The organism is Pseudomonas sp. 05N432 (genome assembly GCF_056396945.1).
This window is the reverse complement of sequence record NZ_JBFTMM010000007.1, coordinates 61,631-78,230: the sequence shown is the minus strand read 5'-3', so window position 1 is coordinate 78,230 and position 16,600 is coordinate 61,631. Positions and strand designations below refer to the sequence as shown.

Annotated in this window: 17 protein-coding genes and 2 pseudogenes; 7 read left to right on the top strand and 12 right to left on the bottom strand. The window is 54.5% G+C overall.

Features of this window, described 5'->3' with window-relative positions; translation table 11 throughout:
* Nucleotides 1-60: 60 nt before the first annotated feature.
* Nucleotides 61-960, bottom strand: coding sequence for a LysR family transcriptional regulator (locus tag AC1DHT_RS09460; protein WP_427544962.1), 900 nt, complete (start codon nucleotides 958-960; stop codon nucleotides 61-63).
* A 116-nt stretch (nucleotides 961-1,076) separates the two neighbouring features.
* On the opposite strand from AC1DHT_RS09460, the gene AC1DHT_RS09455 reads away from it, so the two are divergent.
* Genes AC1DHT_RS09455 through AC1DHT_RS09445 form a run of 3 tightly spaced genes read left to right on the top strand, consistent with a single transcriptional unit; the run spans nucleotide 1,077 to nucleotide 3,172 of the window.
* The gene (locus tag AC1DHT_RS09455; protein WP_427544960.1) at nucleotides 1,077-1,685 is read left to right on the top strand and encodes an FMN-dependent NADH-azoreductase; all 609 of its coding nucleotides are present in this window, start codon (nucleotides 1,077-1,079) and stop codon (nucleotides 1,683-1,685) included.
* 37 nt (nucleotides 1,686-1,722) lie between these two features.
* Nucleotides 1,723-2,316 (top strand): NADPH-dependent F420 reductase, encoded by a 594-nt coding sequence (locus AC1DHT_RS09450; RefSeq protein ID WP_175553968.1) that lies wholly within the window; start codon nucleotides 1,723-1,725, stop codon nucleotides 2,314-2,316.
* Nucleotides 2,317-2,326: 10 nt separating this feature from the next.
* Nucleotides 2,327-3,172: a pirin family protein gene (locus AC1DHT_RS09445; protein WP_027912985.1), complete on the top strand. Its 846-nt coding sequence runs from the start codon at nucleotides 2,327-2,329 to the stop codon at nucleotides 3,170-3,172.
* 185 nt (nucleotides 3,173-3,357) lie between these two features.
* Here the strand turns inward: AC1DHT_RS09445 and AC1DHT_RS09440 are convergent.
* From AC1DHT_RS09440 to tnpA (AC1DHT_RS09410), 7 genes and pseudogenes are all read right to left on the bottom strand, one after another.
* Nucleotides 3,358-3,462: pseudogene (locus AC1DHT_RS09440) on the bottom strand (AAA family ATPase); the annotation flags it as partial.
* A 13-nt stretch (nucleotides 3,463-3,475) separates the two neighbouring features.
* Nucleotides 3,476-3,643: pseudogene (locus AC1DHT_RS09435) on the bottom strand (transposase domain-containing protein); the annotation flags it as partial.
* Nucleotides 3,644-3,725: 82 nt separating this feature from the next.
* A complete protein-coding gene (gene ltrA, locus AC1DHT_RS09430; protein ID WP_427544958.1) occupies nucleotides 3,726-4,955 on the bottom strand; it encodes a group II intron reverse transcriptase/maturase in 1,230 nt (409 codons plus the stop codon).
* 462 nt (nucleotides 4,956-5,417) lie between these two features.
* Nucleotides 5,418-6,734: an IS66 family transposase gene (gene tnpC / locus AC1DHT_RS09425; RefSeq protein WP_427545023.1), complete on the bottom strand. Its 1,317-nt coding sequence runs from the start codon at nucleotides 6,732-6,734 to the stop codon at nucleotides 5,418-5,420.
* A gap of 186 nt (nucleotides 6,735-6,920) precedes the next feature.
* A complete protein-coding gene (tnpB, locus tag AC1DHT_RS09420) occupies nucleotides 6,921-7,256 on the bottom strand; it encodes an IS66 family insertion sequence element accessory protein TnpB (RefSeq protein WP_427544956.1) in 336 nt (111 codons plus the stop codon).
* Nucleotides 7,253-7,585, bottom strand: a complete 333-nt coding sequence (gene tnpA / locus AC1DHT_RS09415) for an IS66-like element accessory protein TnpA (protein WP_427544954.1) — start codon at nucleotides 7,583-7,585, stop codon at nucleotides 7,253-7,255. The genes tnpB and tnpA (AC1DHT_RS09415) overlap by 4 nt, the downstream gene beginning before the upstream one ends.
* A 110-nt stretch (nucleotides 7,586-7,695) precedes the next feature.
* Entirely contained in the window at nucleotides 7,696-8,025 is a 330-nt protein-coding gene (tnpA, locus tag AC1DHT_RS09410) for an IS66-like element accessory protein TnpA (RefSeq protein WP_442114582.1), read from the bottom strand.
* 87 nt (nucleotides 8,026-8,112) lie between these two features.
* Between tnpA (AC1DHT_RS09410) and AC1DHT_RS09405 the strand changes: the two genes are divergently transcribed.
* The gene (locus AC1DHT_RS09405) at nucleotides 8,113-8,742 is read left to right on the top strand and encodes a DUF3885 domain-containing protein (RefSeq protein WP_427544940.1); all 630 of its coding nucleotides are present in this window, start codon (nucleotides 8,113-8,115) and stop codon (nucleotides 8,740-8,742) included.
* 235 nt (nucleotides 8,743-8,977) lie between these two features.
* Here AC1DHT_RS09405 and choX read toward each other — a convergent pair whose 3' ends face one another.
* From choX to AC1DHT_RS09390, 3 genes are all read right to left on the bottom strand, one after another.
* On the bottom strand, nucleotides 8,978-9,913 hold the full coding sequence (gene choX, locus AC1DHT_RS09400) for a choline ABC transporter substrate-binding protein (RefSeq protein WP_477761339.1): 936 nt from the start codon (nucleotides 9,911-9,913) through the stop codon (nucleotides 8,978-8,980).
* Nucleotides 9,914-10,675: 762 nt separating this feature from the next.
* Nucleotides 10,676-11,284: an HD domain-containing protein gene (locus AC1DHT_RS09395; RefSeq protein ID WP_054616230.1), complete on the bottom strand. Its 609-nt coding sequence runs from the start codon at nucleotides 11,282-11,284 to the stop codon at nucleotides 10,676-10,678.
* Between the two features lie 24 nt (nucleotides 11,285-11,308).
* Nucleotides 11,309-12,424: a TauD/TfdA family dioxygenase gene (locus tag AC1DHT_RS09390; RefSeq protein ID WP_054051198.1), complete on the bottom strand. Its 1,116-nt coding sequence runs from the start codon at nucleotides 12,422-12,424 to the stop codon at nucleotides 11,309-11,311.
* 89 nt (nucleotides 12,425-12,513) lie between these two features.
* Here AC1DHT_RS09390 and AC1DHT_RS09385 point away from each other — a divergent pair, with 89 nt between their 5' ends.
* Nucleotides 12,514-13,419, top strand: coding sequence for a LysR family transcriptional regulator (locus tag AC1DHT_RS09385; RefSeq protein ID WP_442114581.1), 906 nt, complete (start codon nucleotides 12,514-12,516; stop codon nucleotides 13,417-13,419).
* A gap of 113 nt (nucleotides 13,420-13,532) precedes the next feature.
* Complete coding sequence (locus AC1DHT_RS09380; protein WP_427542953.1) at nucleotides 13,533-14,729, top strand: ISL3 family transposase; 1,197 nt, start codon at nucleotides 13,533-13,535, stop codon at nucleotides 14,727-14,729.
* Between the two features lie 192 nt (nucleotides 14,730-14,921).
* Here AC1DHT_RS09380 and AC1DHT_RS09375 read toward each other — a convergent pair whose 3' ends face one another.
* Complete coding sequence (locus tag AC1DHT_RS09375; protein WP_427542753.1) at nucleotides 14,922-15,536, bottom strand: FMN-dependent NADH-azoreductase; 615 nt, start codon at nucleotides 15,534-15,536, stop codon at nucleotides 14,922-14,924.
* A 139-nt stretch (nucleotides 15,537-15,675) separates the two neighbouring features.
* Here AC1DHT_RS09375 and AC1DHT_RS09370 point away from each other — a divergent pair, with 139 nt between their 5' ends.
* Nucleotides 15,676-16,575 carry a LysR family transcriptional regulator gene (locus AC1DHT_RS09370; RefSeq protein ID WP_427542756.1) on the top strand — a complete coding sequence of 300 codons (900 nt, stop codon included), beginning with the start codon at nucleotides 15,676-15,678 and terminating at the stop codon, nucleotides 16,573-16,575.
* Nucleotides 16,576-16,600: the final 25 nt, after the last annotated feature.

Here is a 16,600-nt window from a genome sequence, read left to right as displayed (position 1 = left end):
CAGTCTTCAGTCAACACGAAGATCTCCGCGACCACGGCCCAGAAATTTCGAGCATCGTGGTCAATAGATTGGGGAGCAACTGAGTCGATCAATCAGCCATTGTCCAGCTGGCCCCGGCAGTGAGTCTGTCGCGTGAACTGCGCAGATATCTATTTTAACTCCCTCCTTCGGCGAACCTTCCACATCGAGCGTAGCCAGAGCGCCAGCAACTAAGTCGTGTTCGACCATGTGCCAAGGCATGCTGCCCCATCCAACACCATCCTTGAGGAACGCGTACTTCGTCGATAGATCAGCCAGACGCCAGGTCGAAGGCGACAGCACGCCAAAGTCCTTCCCCGCCAGCAGTTCTGATCGATCCGTCAGCACCAGTTGAACGTGCTTGGCCAATTCCCGCCGAGGAATCTTCCCACTCAGCCTGGATAGCGGATGATCAACTGATGCCACCACCACTAAAGAGAATTCGCCAATTCTCTCGATTGACAGGGTGGGAAATGAAACTGGCAGTGATGCCAGGATACCAAGGCTGCACCGACCATCGAGTATCGGTTGATAGCCCGCACCGAGGCCTTCGACGAAAATCTTTAGGCGGGTATGCGGGAATCGCTCGGCAAACTCTTTGACTACGGCAGTAATGGCAGACGTCGGAAAGAACACGTCAACTACTACGGATAATTCAGGTTCCAGCCCTGACGTCATGAGCTTGGCTCGCGCCTTCAGAGTGTCGACGGCCGAAATGATGCTGCGCGCATCTGTCAGCAGCAGAGCACCTTGGGGTGTCAATTTGGGGAAACGACCTGAACGATCAAAAAGCGTTACCCCAATCTGATCCTCCAAGCCGCTCACCCAGCCGCTCACTGCCGATTGCACCCTGTTGAGTTTCCTCGCGGCCGCAGAAAAACTGCCTTCATCTACGGCCGCGACAAAAGTTCTTAGCTGATCAAGCGATAGACCGTCGAGCATCTCGCCCCCATCCATCCGAATTAGCGATACATAGCATCTCAATATACCGTCTTTTCAGATCCTCAAGAACAGCTCATCTTTCACATGCCCATTAAACCGTAAGCTTGGTGAATGAAATGCAAATCCTCCATCTTGACGCCAGCATCCTAGGCGACGCGTCTGTCAGCCGTACCCTGTCTTCGCAGATCGTCGCGCGCCTCGCTGCGCTCCACCCGGACAGCAAGGTGATTTACCGAGATCTCGGCCAAGACCCTGCACTACATCTTTCCTTGGAGCATCTATCAGCCTGGCAAGGCACTGTGGCCAAAGACCCAATGTTGGTGAACGACCTTTTCAAGGGAAATAGCTATCTGCAAGAACTCCTCGATTCGCAGATCGTGGTAATAGGCGCGCCTATGTACAACCTGACGATCCCGAGCACGCTCAAGTCCTGGATTGACCGGGTCGCGATAGCAGGCAAATCGTTCCAATACACCGCCACTGGCCCAGAAGGCCTCTTGAAAGGAAAGCAGGCTTACATCGCTTCATCACGTGGTGGTGTGTATTCGCCAGGTAGTCCTGCGGCAGCTTTAGAACATCAAGAGAGCTACTTGATCGGGCTATTGGGATTTCTGGGCGTCACGGATACACGAGTCGTGCGCGCGGAAGGCTTGGCTGTAAGTCCAAAGGCCAAGGATGAGGCGATAAATAGGGCTCTTCAAGAAATCGCCACGATTGGCGCTTGATCAAATCAATTTTCATTTTTTCTTCAGGAGTTCGAAAATGAAATACGCCATTATTGGTTCCGGTAACGTCGGAACCGCCATTGCTCGCCAATTTGCCCGGGTCGCGATTCCAGTATCTATTGCGAACACTAGAGGGCCAGAAACGATTCTCCCCCTCACAGCAGAGTTGGGAGAAATGGTCACAGCCACCTCTTTGGAAGAGGCGCTCTCTGCCGACGTTCTATTCCTGGCACTTCCATTTATCGCAGTGGAGGCTCTCGCTCGTAGTCGATCCGACTGGGCTGGCAAGATCATCATCGATCAGACCAACGCCTATGGTGTACCACCGGAAACACTTGCGGGACGGCTCTCTTCTGACATTGTTGCCCAAGCGCTGCCAGGCGCGTCGGTCGTCAAAGCTTTCAACCAACTTCCGGCTGGCGTACTGGCCCGAGATCCCTCTCAGGATGGCGGACGGCGTGTCGTATTCGTCTCCAGCAACGACGAAAAAGCTGCCTCGACCGTCAAAGCCTTAGCAGAGCAACTCGGGTTCTCGCCAATCCTTGTCGGGCGAATCGATGAAGGTGGTCGCCTTCTTCACATTCCTGGCCCACTGGTGCTTCACAACTTGATCGAGCATCCACTCAAATAAGGCGATGAGCATGAAGACTGACGAGCCGATGTTCGTTCGTGAGGTAGCTCGTGTTGCTAACCCTGACACCTCAGCTGGACGTATGGCCGGGCATCGGGCTCGCCGACTGATAGATGGTGATCCAACCTTTTCCGATCCCTTCGTAGTGATGGCCGAGGACTGGATGCCCCGTGGAGCATTTCCTCGTCATCCACACCGAGGCATGGAGACAGTGACCTTTGTGATTGATGGGGTTGTCGAGCATCGTGACAGCGCTGGGAATGGGGGCATGATCAAAGCAGATGGCGCTCAATGGATGACAGCGGGTCGAGGGGTTTACCACGAAGAAAATGCGCTTCCAGGAACGATTGCCCATACGTTGCAACTATGGGTGAACTTGCCAGCGGCACTGAAGATGTCCGAGCCGCGTTATCAGGATCTAGCTGGCAGCACGATGCCCGTCAGGCGAGAGCCGGGGGTCGAGGTTCGAGTCTTCTCGGGTCAGTCCGGGAGCGTAAGCTCGTCCACTCTCAACCATGTTCCAATCATAATGCTGGATGTGCGAATTGAGCGCGGAGCGTCATTTCGGCAGATGCTCCCAGCCACAGACAACGCTTTCATGTACGTCTTGGCAGGCATACCGAAAATCGGGGAGGCTGGGAGGCTCGTCCCGGCCAGCCAACTGGCATGGCTGACCCGCTCTGAGAAAAGTGGGCAGTCAGAGGTCACGCTCAGCGCCGAGAATACGGATGCCCGGTTGCTGTTCTTCTCAGGCAGTCCATTGCGCGAACCTATCGCTCTTGGAGGCCCGTTCGTGATGAATACAGAGGAAGAGATTCAAGAGGCGTTTGTCGACTTTCAGACTGGGCGGTTTTGAGTAACAAAGCACTGTGTGTTGGCGCTGATTGAAAACTGACCCACCCTGCCGATGGAAAATTGACCCAGGACGGATTGCTGACTTTTGCCCCAGCAATTGTGGATAAGCTTAGCAGCAGTGTTCCGGTTGAAGACGCATCGGGCCCGACCGCATGCAGGCATGCAGCAGGGCACTTATGGTGCGGATCAAAACGGCTCATCGTCCTCGATACCATCTCCGTCCTTACGCTTTCGTTCCCGTGACTTGATCTTTGTCTGGGCGGCCAAGGTGCTGTGTTGCAGGCGGTAGGTACAGGTTGCGTAACGGCAACCAGTTATGCGGCAACAGCTCGGCGATCCCACTGGCCCGCTGCGTCGGCAGCCGCGTTAGTACATCTTTGAGATAAGCATACGGATCATGCCCGTTAAGCTTGGCCGATTGGATCAGGCTCATCAGCGCAGCCGCGCGTTGACCGCTGCGTAACGACCCCGCAAGTCGAGTCAGCCGAAGGGAGTTTCACCCCTCGGCTGCTCACAGAACCGTACGTGACAGTCTCCCGTCATACGGCTCTTGATCACACATTCGATGCACGTAGTAGATACCAATGCGCGAACAGCTCCGGATTCTCTCTTCGAACAAGACGCAGCCGATGCTCCGCTTGACGTATAGAGATTCGGTACTTGCTCTTCATCCATTTGAGCAGACGCGATTGCAACGCGCTCCACAATCGATAGCTGAAGTTTCTGTACCAGAATTTACCGTAGTATTCGATCCATCCTCGAATCACAGCATTGTACCTGCGAGAAAAATCCCGCAGGTCATCAGTCGTGGATCGATGGATGCGCCAGTGTTTGATCGTGTCTACCATCCTGCGCATCGCCTTCATCGACGCTCCCGGCATGCACTTACGGAAGAGTTCGCCCTTGGAGTTCCTAAGGGTTCGCACCTTGAAGTCATATCCGAGAAAGGTGAAGCTCGTCGCGACATTGTGTCGCTCGAATATGTCGATGTAGACAATCTTCGACTTTTCTTCGTTGATGGTCAGGCGCACTTCACTCATCCGTCGCGTCAGGCTCTCCCTGATTCGAACAGCCTCGCTCATCCTTGTGCAGTGGATAACAATATCGTCGGCATACCGTTCAAACGGCACGCCGCGATGCGTCCTGTCTATCCAACGATCAAAGGCGTAGTGCAGGAATAAATTGGCTAGCAAAGGCGAGATCACACCCCCTTGAGGTGTCCCTCGTCCCCGCTCCTGGAGCAACCCCGCCTCACTCTGCATCGGCGCTTGCAGCCAGCGTCGGCAGTACAAGATCACCCATTTCGGCATCTGGTGATGTTCCAGAGCCTTGATAATCAGGTCGTGTCCAACGTGGTCGAAGAACGCGCTGATATCCACTTCCAGTACCCAGTTCTTACGACGGCACCGAATGGAACATTGACGCAAAGCATCGTGGGCCGATCTTCCGGGTCTGTACCCATACGAGTCAGGATGGAAAATCGGATCGATCACAGCCTCCACATATCTTTTCACTGCTCCTTGGGCTACCCGATCAGAGACCGTTGGGATGCCAAGGATGCGCTCCTTGCCGTTGTCTTTTGGAATGCGCTTTTCCCGTACAGGTGGCGGAAAATACGACCCTGAGCACAACCGGTTCCAGATGCGGTAGAGGTTATGATCGCGTTGCCGATCAAAGTCCGTGAGCGTCTGACCATCACAGCCCGGCGCGCCACGGTTGCGGCGTACATCCTGATACGCCATCCACACCAGCGATTTCGGTATTTCGAATGCTTTTCGCTGCACTAAAACGTCATCCTCGTTCGAGTTGTGTCCCACACAACGAAAGTGATCCCCACCCCTTCGCTCCAGCCCCATTACAGGTCTTTCATCACTACTACGGGTGAGTCCGCCCCTACCCTCTCGGTACGTGCCGAGGATAGGTTCTCACGTTCCCCAAAATGGCCTGGCTCAGGTTCTTGCTGCCTTAACAACGGGTGCCGTGCAGTCGGTAGACAGGTGTCCTCTGCACTTCTCGGGGCCCGGCTATACAAGCCCGTTTTGACACCAACTAAGATTTCGTCGCTTCATCAGTCAGTTCACTTGCGTTCAACTACCTGAGCCTTACGTGACAGTAGTTTCTCTGCCTTTTCCCGAATCGCTCACCACCAGCATGCTGAACATGCTCGCAGCATCGGGTCGTTTGATCAGTGCGCCTGTACGCCCTGACCGGAGGGTCGACCTCCATCCACCTTGGAACATGGAGTGTCATGCCGCCGTTTTCATGTCGTCGTCATGACGTCTCCTTCGTGACACACAGAGCCAGTTCTTGCGCCCAAGAGCCCATGGCCGGATTTGCTGCTCTATATGGTTGTTATCAATAGGCACCGCACCGTCATCCAGATAACGTGACAACGCCGTCCAGCGTTTCAGACTGTAATCCAGAGCCTTGGCGATGGCCACGCCATCGTGCACAAGCTCACGCTGGGCGATCATCCAGGCGTGCAGCATGTCAATCACGGGGACAGCTTTTTCTTGTCGTATTCGTCGCCGTGCATCTGGCTCCAGGTCGCGGATTTCACTTTCGATTTCGTACAGCAACTGGATATAGCCCAGGGCTTGCTCGGCGAGCGTGCTTTTGTTGGTGGCATGCAGGTCGAAGAACTTGCGCCGGGCATGGGCCATGCAGCCAATTTCGGTGACGCCCAGTGCAAAACTGGCCTTGTAGCCACCAAAATCGTCGCACACCAGTTTGCCTTTCCAGTCTTGCAGGAAGGCACGAGAGTGGTCGCCCGAGCGGCTTGGACTGAAGTCGTACACCACCGAGCGGACATCGGCAGACGCGGTGGTCGCGTAGGCCCAGACGTATGCTCGATGGGTTTTCTTCTCGCCAGGCATGAGCACCTGTACCGGCGTTTCATCGGCGTGCACCACGTTGTGGGCAAGTACCACTTCGCGCAGCGCATCAACCAGCGGTTGCAGTTGCACACCGCAGAGACCGACCCACTGCGCCAAGGTCGAGCGCGGGATGGCGAGGCCGGCCCTACCAAAGATCTTTTCCTGACGGTACAGCGGCAAATGATCACCGTATTTGGCGATCATCACTTGAGCCAGCAGACCTGCCGTGGGGATGCCTTTGTCGATGATTTGCGCCGGAACCGGTGCCTGGATCAGCGTTTCGCATTGATCACAAACCCACTTGCCACGGATGTGCTGTTCGACAGTGAACACGCCGGGCGTGTAGTCGAGTTTCTCACTGACGTCCTCACCGATACGCTTGAGAGCGCAGCCACAGCTGCACTGCGTGTTATCGGGTTCGTGATGGATCTTCGTGCGCGGAAACTCGGACGGCAAGGCGGTGCGTTTTGGTTTCTGCCGGGCCACGGCAGGGGTTGGAGCGAGTTGCAGCGCCTCAAGCGCAGCTTCGATGACCACGATGTCGACGTCGATATGCTCATCGAGCAGACTGGCTTGATACAGGTTTAGTTGCTCGCTGCGCTTGGCAAACTTGAAACGCTTGAGCTGTGCGATCTCATGGGTCAGCTTGTCGTTGACCGTTTTGTAGTGGTGGATCTGCTTGTCCATGCACTCGACTTTTTGATCGAGACTCTCGACGCGCTGCATCAACTGCACCGCGATAGTGCGCAGTTTTTCAGGGCTTAGTTGGTCGAGATTGGGTAGCGAAGTCATGCGGCCGATTTTGCCAGAACAGAATATTACCGACGATAGGCTCATCGGACAATTGCCTGACGACGCTGACCAGAGCAGGTGTTACATCATGGTAATCGCGCTGTTTTGCCCGACTCTTTGCCAAGGCAAACCCAGCACCAAAGCCCGAAGCTGTTCATCGCTCAACTCTACCTGAAAGCCATGACGAGAACCTGGCCAGAAGAACTTGCCTTGATGCAATCGGCGAGCCGCCAGCCAGATACCTAGGCCATCGTGCACCAACACTTTCAGGCGATTGGCGCGGCGGTTAGCAAACAAATAAGCACAGTGCGGCTGCGCCGCACCGAACACGGCCACCACCCGCGCCAGCGCGGTGTCAGTCCCGGCGCGCATGTCCATAGGGTCGGTGGCGAGCCAGATGGCGTTGATGCGGATCATCGCAATAGGTCTCGAAGAAAGCTCGCACAGACAGCCGCGCTGTCCGCTGGCCAACTAATTTTTACGGTGCCGCGCCGATGCTGGATCTCAACGCTGATGTTCGATGATGCCGCTTGCGACTCCGCGCTGGCGAGTGGCATGGGCAGTGAAACAAAAGCGGGTTGTAGCGCCGTGCTTTTCTGCGGTTGCAGCCGAATCCACTTGTGGACGAGGTTCGCGTTGAGGCTGTGGTTCAGCGCGATGCTGGCAATCGAGGCTCCGGGCTGGGCGCACTCCTGAATGACTTGAGCCTTGAACGACTTGGAATAGGAACGGCGTTGTGGCTGCATGAAAGACCCTCTTGAAAGGCTAGAACTGGTGTCCACTTAAATGAGGTGGACACCATCGCCTTTGGCGGTGGGGTCAGTAAGGTGTGTTAGCCGGCCGGTTACGATGCGAATCATCGCAGAAGGTCTCGAAGAAAGGTCGCGCAGGCAGCAGCATTTTCAGTGGACCAGTTCACTTTGACGGTGCCACGCGGGTGCTGGATTTCAACACAGATATTCGGCGATGCAGCTTGCGAGTTTGCTCCAGGCAGCGGCATGGGGAGCGGAGTAAATGCGGGTTGCAGCGCCGTGCTTTTCTGCAATTGCAGCCGAGTCCATTTGTGGACGAGGTTTGCGTTGAGACTATGGCTGAGTGCAACGCTGGCAATCGAAGCGCCGGGTTGGGCACACTCTTGAATGACTTGGGCTTTGCGGGGCTGAGTAGATGACTTGGCCGGACGCATACGGCTTAGCTCAACTCTTACGTCTACAGTAGAATCCGTCTCCAGCGCCCAAGCGTGAAGTCGGGCTAATAGCCACGAAGGGAACAAGTGAATCTACAGGTTGAAATCGAGAGAATTTTTGGCGGCAAAGCATTTGCCAGACCTCTTTTCTATTCCTACCCAGGAGGTCTGCGTTTTGAACTCTCCGAAACGGGTGGGGTGATTGAGCAGTTCCTATCAGCACTACGAAAATCAACACAGATCTGCGGCGATGTCTTCCTTGATGAAACGACACTTGTTGCTTGTCTACGCGTTCACTCTGGCAGCAGCCATTTTGCTCATCGGGCCTCGATTTACGCCCTTCGATCTGCTGGCATTGACATCCCTACTGAACGGTCAGTCTGGAGCGAGAAGATAGATCCAGAGGATTGGTATTGCGAAAGCGAACCGGAATATTGGATCAATATCGCATTTGAAGCGCCTGTGGCCCTGCTTCAAGCATTTCTTTGGTGTGCATTGGCTAGAGATTTGGCTGCAATTGAGCCTAAACCCAAGTGTGCTTTGTACCTCTTCAATTTGAAGAAGCGGGTCATGGTTTTCCCATATGACGACAGGGGTATGGATGTAGTTGGCCCTAACAAAGATCTGCTTTCACAGCTGTATCGTCAGCATCATACATACCTGCTGGATTACGACCGACACGTGATGGACAGCACATTCGCAGGGCCTGCGCGCTAGCCTTGCTTACATTGGAGCTGAAACTGTGCCCACTGGGCCGCCACCTCCTTCAGGTCGATTCCACTCAGTTGCCACCTGCAAAAAACAACCAAAAGCCGACATTCGATCGTAAGCGTCCGGTTAAGGCACGTTGCGATGAGTAAACGCCTGGCAACTGGCTACATATGGCTCCCTCAGCGAGCCTCCAACTGCGGATTTTCGATAAAAAAAGCCGCTTCACTGAAGCGGCTTTTCTTTACTTGGAGATGTTTGCTAATACTGCTGCTTTCGCGTCTTTACCGTCGACGGTAGTCACACCAGCCAGCCAGCTATCCAGAGTCTCAGGATGAGCGGCCAGCCATTTTTTCGCTGCACTCAAAGCGGRCTCCTTTTTGTCGAGGGAGTTCATGATGCTGCTCTCCATGTCGACCGTGAATTTCAGATTGCTGTACAACTTGCCAACGTTACCGCAGCGCTCGGCATAGCCTTTGGATGTGATGGTTTTGACCGTTGCTGCGCCGAAATCGGGACCGAAGGAATCATCACCACCCGTTAGATACACGATGTCCATGTTCACGTTCATTGGGTGAGGCGCCCACGCCAGGAACACAATGGGCTTCTTGCGTTGAATCGAGCGACCTACCTCTTGGATCATGCCTGCTTCACCAGACTCGACCAGTTTGAAATCCTTCAAACCATACGAGTTGTCCTTGATGATCTTCTGCACCAACGTGTTTCCGCCGCTACCAGGCTGGATGCCGTAAATGCGGCCTCCGAGCTGAACTTTAAATTTCTCGATGTCCTTGAAATCCTTCAACCCCTCATCGGCCAGAAATTTTGGAACTGCGAGTGTGTATTTTGCACCTGTGAGGTTAGGGGCCGGGAGAACGGACAAAGAGTCCTTTAGGGGGGTAATCAGAGGATCCTGAGATGGCGACCAGTAGTTAATGAACGTATCCAGCTTGCCATCGCTAAGAGACTTCAGAACGATTGGCAGTGAAAGCATGCTGTCGTCAAATTTATAGCCCAGGCCTTCGGCAACCACCTGAGTCAATGCGTTTGTCGATATACCATCGAGCCATCCCACGTTCGCCGTCTTGATGACTTGGCAACTGCTGGGTTCTTGAGCCATAACCAACACGCTTTGAGATGCCAAGGTTACTGCGATCACGGTTTTGTAAAACTTGTTCATCCGACTCCCCTCTAGAGTTGTACTAACTCTGTTTGACGTATCTGGATGGCAGACTCAAATTTGCACGTGGCTGACACTTATGAATTGCGCCTTTCCCGCTTCGATTATCGGCCAATCGCCAGTACGGCATAACCGCGTTTCTATTATGAGGAGCATGCGGTTTTCTTATGGATCAGTAGGGAGGGATCCACCTGGATACCTTTCGCTTAGACACTTCACGAGAGCCGTTGGATTAAGCTGAGGACCTGTCGGAAGCTTTCGTCTTCAGGAGCCAGAGTGAGTCCTGCTGTTTTGCGGATGGGGACGTGGTAAGGAGATGTGCCGCGTCAATCGCCGCCGCCCAGCCCCTCCAGCATTTGCAGGTTTTCGTTTCTCACCTTTGCAGATCGAGCAGCCAGCTCTGCAAATCCATCATCGCTCATGACCTTCTCCATGTTCAGCAGGCATCGATGAGGTTTGTACAGGATGAGGTCTTACAGGTCGATCACCCACCACGAACCTCAATACCAGCACACAAAGCAGAAGCGATGGCCGAGATAGTGGCGAGCTATCTGGAGAGTGTACTCATGGGTTGAAAACACGGAAGGTGGGTATATCAAAGGTGCAGATGTGCACGTCGTAGAAAAATTTACCTTTCCACTGATCGAAATAGCTCCAAGCGCGACAACCTGGGTAGCCTTCCTGAGTTCTGATCACAGGTATGCACGTAATAGCGGCAGCACGCTGCCGCTATTACGCAAATTTGAACCGTAAGTAAAGTGCCTAGGCCACAGGTTGGTCGAGCGCGCTGCGGCCCATAGTCTGGTCACCAACGTACTTTTGATCGAATGCTGGCCGAGTGAAAATCCTCCGGAGCATAGGCTCGAAGTGCTCCAAAGGGCGAGTCGGGTAATCGGGGTCAAAGGACGATTGGTCCCATTCCTCACAGAAGCGCACACAGCTCTCGTAGTACGGGTGATCCTTGTACAGATCCCGCTCATTACGATCACCGCCGAAGAAGTGCACGTAGTAGTAGTTCTGGAAGAGGCCGTGATAATTGATGACCCAGGTCACCTCTGGACGAACATATGGGCGAAGGATGGATGCTGCATACTGGGAGTGGTTGTAGGGGGCGATCTCGTCACCCAGGTCATGGATCAGCGCTGCAACCACCATTTCCTCGTCTGCACCAGCGTCCTCAGCCCTACACGCGGTCTGAAGCGAGTGAGCTAGCCTGCTCACCTTGTAACCGCTCAGAGAGTGCTCAAGATCCCGCAAGCATTTGAGAATGCGGTCGGGCAGCTCCTTTGCGAAATCAGTTTCCAGCTGGGTCAGCATTTCATATTCGGCTTTGGTGCCGTCTTTCATTTGGGTAAAGGCTACGGTTTCCATCATCAGTCCTCAGGCTTTCGAATCTTATTGAGCTTTCAAGCTTCTTTTCATGGCTTTGTAGATGCCTTTGGGGCCGTCCATATCCATGTAGCAACCTTGCAGATGGCGGCGACCTTCATTGGTATCAAAGCTCGTCCGTCCATGGAGGACACGGGTGTTGTTGAACATTTGCAACTCGCCCTTCTCCAGCTTGAAACGTCGCTCGAATGCCGGATCCACAAAGAGCTCCCCCATGCGACGACGTGCACGGTGGAATATGGCCATGTCGTGTTCATTCAGCAGCGGTAGATAGTCGAGGCGCGGGCTATAGCTGACACCTGTCATTCGGCCTAGCGCGTCAGTCATGATGATCGGCCGGCGTTCAATCAACTCCACGTCGTTGTCGACGTGGCGGTAACGTACCGGCACGTTGGCCAGCAGTTCGAAGCCTTCAGGATCTTCCAGCTTGAGCTGCTCTGCGACCGCGAGACTGTCTACGAGTGTAGAGAGGCCTCCCGATGTTTCGTTGATCAGGCAGTGCAAGAGCTGGATGCCAGGCATCGGGTCGCGATAGGGGTTATCGGTATGAGGATCGAGGTGAATCGAGCGATAGGCCAGGTCATTGGAGTTAGGCCGGGAGTAGACCTCGAAGTACTTGCCGAAATTAGTTTCGCGCACCTGGCCGAAGATTTTGCCTACATCCAGAACTGACTCTGCTTCGGTGGGCACGTACTGGATAACGACAACCCCGTAGGTCAAAAACTTGCTGAACGCCTCCAGTCGATAATCGAAGTCGGTCAGTCGGTTGAAGTCGATGTAGATGAGTTGGGTGTCAATGTTGCTCTTCCAACTGATGGGCGTTGGCAGGCCATCCAACGGATCGAAGTCGGCACGAAACTCCGTGAGGTCATACAGCCCCGCATAACCATCACTGAATGACAGCCATGCCTGATCTACGCCTTTGGCCTCTGCTTCTACCAGAGTGATGCCGTCAGGAAGGTTATGCGGGTTAAACAGTCTTTGCTGAGTAGTGACATCAAGACTGACAGCGTCCTGGCAGCGCTCCCGCAACCACAGAGGCGCTAGCACAATGGTTTCCCCTGGCAACTGTGCGATCACGGATGCCGGTTGTTGCTTGATTTCAAAAGTGACCTGTACCATGAGAACCTCCAAATAGGTGGTCTCAGTATCCTTACGTGCTCAGGGGATAAACACCCGCAATCCCCTTATTAGAGGTATGCATAAACGTTATGGAGCCGAGCGAACAGGACCTCCCGCCACTTAAATCTTTGGTCGCCTTTGAGGCCACAATCCGCTTGGGTTCGATGACGGCCGCAGCTGTTGAATTGGGCACTACTCAACCGGCGATTTCTCAGCGGATTCGCACCTTGGAGGAGTCGCTTGGGTGTGTACTCTTCGAACGTAACGGTAAGCTGTTGCGACCCACCTATGAGGGTCAGCAGATTTATTCAGGCCTAGCATCCCCGGTGAGTGAAATTAAGGCAGCGGTCAAGCGCATGCGTCGCCATTTCAACAAGCAGAAACCTACCATCTCGATCGCTGCGAATTTTGGATTCTGCTATTTCTGGCTTATGCCGAAATTGCCTGCGCTCCAGGGCCAGTTCCCCCAGATCCAATTCAAGATTCGCCCAGTAAACCTTGACGATGATCCGATGCTTCAAGATGCCGATATCGCCATTCAGTTTGGATCCCTCGACGGTGACTTCCGATTTGAAAAGCTACTGATCCCCGAGACGGTATTCCCAGTGTGCAGTCCAGATCTGGCTGAAAAACTGGGGCTAATGGAAGGTACGAAAATAAGCAGTATCGAGGATCTACCGCTGCTTCATAAGGACAGCGATGACTCCCGGTGGCTGGATTGGCATCACTGGTGCCTGCACGCGAAGATCACTCCGCCAGAGGAAGCTCCAGTTTTTTGCTTCAATAACTATCCGTTGCTGCTGACCGCTGCGCAGGAGGGTCAAGGTATCGCCTTGGGCTGGGCTGGGCTGATCGAAGAGCAGATCAAGGCGGGCAAATTGATCGCTCTCGGGCCTTCAGTAGACCGGCCTCACCGGGGTTACATTGTGAGATCGAACTATCACGAGACACTTCTGGTGAGGGATGTCCTTCAGTGGCTGATTGCGGCAAGCTGACCTTGAAGCCTGCGCCGTTGAATGTCCGCCAAATCCGTTTCCGCTGCTGAAAATCGTGCTGGCGAGGTATTAGATTAACTCGATGCCGATCCCGCCAGGGACCAGACTCGTCTATCTGGCGAGCATTTTCGCCTAAATGGGTGTCCGGTTTCATTAGACCACTACATGATGGTGACGCCCTACAGATCGAACTGATTCCCCACGCCACCCGATTCCCTTCCTGTGGCGGCTGCCAAAAGCCTTGTTCAACCACTCATGAGTATTGCGAGCGAAGTGTTCGCGATCTTCCCATTCTAGGTCGTGCGGTACGCCTTAGCGTTTTGCTCAGGCGGGTTGGCTGTCGTGACTGTGGCAAACGCATGGAGGCCGTCAGTTGGCTGGATCGCTATGCGCGCATGACGCGCCGCTTGGCCGATACGGTCATTCAGGCCTGCGAGCGCCTTCCCACTCTGCACGTGGCCCAGATGTTTGGGTTGCATTGGGACACCGTTCGGTTGCTGGAGCGTCGTGCCTTGCAGGCGGTGTTGAGCGAGCTGCCGAAGGCGCAACCGCGACGCCTGGTGATGGACGAGTTCGCTCTGTTCAAAGGGCATCGCTATGCCAGTGTTGTCTTGGATGCCGATACGCGACGAGTGCTGTGGATCGGTGAAGGCCGTAGCCGGGCTGCGGTTCGGCCCTTTTTCGAAGAACTGGGGCCAGAGGGCTGTACTCGAATCGAAGCGGTGGCGATGGACATGAATACTGCTTTTGATCTGGAGGTTCGCCAGCATTGCCCGAAAGCGCGAGTGGTCTACGACCTTTTCCATGTGGTGGCCAAATATGGTCGAGAGGTGATTGATCGGGTCCGCGTCGACGAGGCTAACCGGCTGCGTCATGACAAGCCGGCGCGCAAGGTCATCAAGCAGGCGCGATGGCTGTTGCTGCGTAACCCGCAGAACCTGAAAACGCCGGAACAACAGGTCCATTTGCAGGATTTGCTGGCGGCCAACCAAGCGTTGATGACGGTCTATTTGATGAAGGCTGAACTCAAAACGCTCTGGACGCCGAGTGGCGCCTGGGCTTGGAGATCGGCCTGGAAGCAATGGCTGCGCCATGCACATGAAAGCGAAATACCGGCTCTGATCCAGTTTGCCAAACGGCTAAAGGGGTACTGGCGCGGTATCGTCAGTCGGGTTCGCTGGCCGATGCACACCGGTCAGTTGGAAGGAATAAACAATCGAATAAAGGTCATCAAGCGGATGGCGTACGGCTACCGGGATAGCGAGTTCTTTTTCATGAAGATCAAGAGCGTCTTTCCCGGTAATCCGTGATGAACCAAATTTAAGTGCACACCATGTCTTGGCTTTGCAGGGTTGGGTAGGTGACTTGGCCGGACGGGTACATTCGATCGATACAGATACGCGACACAAAAAGCTGTCTGCTTACCCGTCAACACTCTTGATTTGCGCGTTTAACCACGCGAAGTCGATAGACCAGAATCGATTGGCTAGGGAAGATGCTGCCTAAACCAGCGACTTTTGAATTTGATGATCAAATGTATCCAGAAAATCGCGCATGCCGATGTCTCCGAGATCTACAGCTTTAGCGCCGCCGGCCGCAACAAAGGTGACATCGGTGATACCCAGGACGTTCAGGATCAGTTTCAAATACTGGGTCGCAATGTCACGGTCTCTAATCGGGGAGTCGTTGGTGTATACACCTCCCGAGGCGAGCAGCACCGTTGCCTTTTTACCGGTCACCAGCCCTTTACCATCAAAGCCCAAGGTCAGGCCTTTACGTACCACGTGATCCACCCACGCCTTGAGCGCCGCAGGGACGTTGTAGTTGTAGACCGGCGTAGAAATAACCAGGTGATCGGTTTCCAGCAACTCGGCCGCAAGCTCATCGGATAGCTGCAACACGGCTTTCATTTCAGGCGAATGTTGGGTTTGCGGGGTGAAGTAAGCCTGTAACCAAGGGGCCGTCACGAACGTCAGCGAAGTGTCCGTTAGATCCCGTATTTTGATGGCGCCCCCCGGGTGTGCAGCTTCCCACGCGGCCACAAATCGGCGAGTGAGCTGCCGGGAGATTGAAGCATCCCCACGTGGACTGGTTTCAATGGTGAGAAGCCTGGACATGTAAGTAACTCCTGCGCAGTGACGCGGCGGTATGTTTTGCGTTGTCGCTCTAGGCGATGTGCGACACACTCTACCCAATACGATCTATACGCAGGAGTGATGTAAATATGATTAAATCCATCTGTTTAAGTGATGGGTCATGATCGGAAGTCTCAGCCTGGATCAGTTGCGAATCCTTGTAACCATTGCTGATACAGGCAGTTTCTCGGCAACGGGACGTCATCTGCGGCGTGCTCAATCTGCCATTAGCCAGTCGATTGCCACACTTGAGTCAGTTCAAGGTGTGAGGCTGTTTGATCGGAGCGGCCATCGTCCAACGCTCACTGAGGTCGGTAGAGTGCTGGTGGTTCAAGCGCGCGCCGTGCTGGCAAGCGCTGCCCAGTTTGAAGCAATGGCCTCAAGTACGGCAGCCGGGGTTGAGCCGGAGTTGGCGCTCGCCATAGACCCTTTAGTCCCTAGCGCACCGCTCATCGAAAGCCTGCGCGCTATCCGTGAGGCTTTTCCGCATCTGGCAGTGAGTTTTTCTACGGAAGGCTTAGGCGGCGCAGAGCGCCGATTGCGCAACGGCGATGCGGCACTGGCGCTTTGCACATTGATTCCGACAGTGCCCGACGATGTCACCGCACTGCCGCTGCTCAGCGTCGACTTGAGGCCAGTAGTAGCCAGCGGGCATCCCCTGGCCATGTTAGGCCGCCGGGTAACAAGTGCAGACCTCAAGCCTTACGTGCAACTGGTACTTTCCGATCCGGTTTCACCCGACGGTCCTAGCTATGGGGTGACGGGCAGTCACCAGTGGCGGTTTGTAGATTTGGCACGGCGGATGGATTTTTTACTCGCCGGGTTCGGTTGGTGCCGAATGCCAGAGCATCTGATTGCCGATCACCTGGCTTCAGGACGCCTCCTGCCGCTTGAGTTAACCGCCGAACTTCAGCGCACACCAGACACACTGACGATCTACGCAGCGCACATGCAAAATCGCTCTTTAGGGAAAGCAGGCCGATGGCTTCTGAATGATCTGACCCATCGTCTGTGCAGGTGATGATACGAAGACAACTAACGTCAGC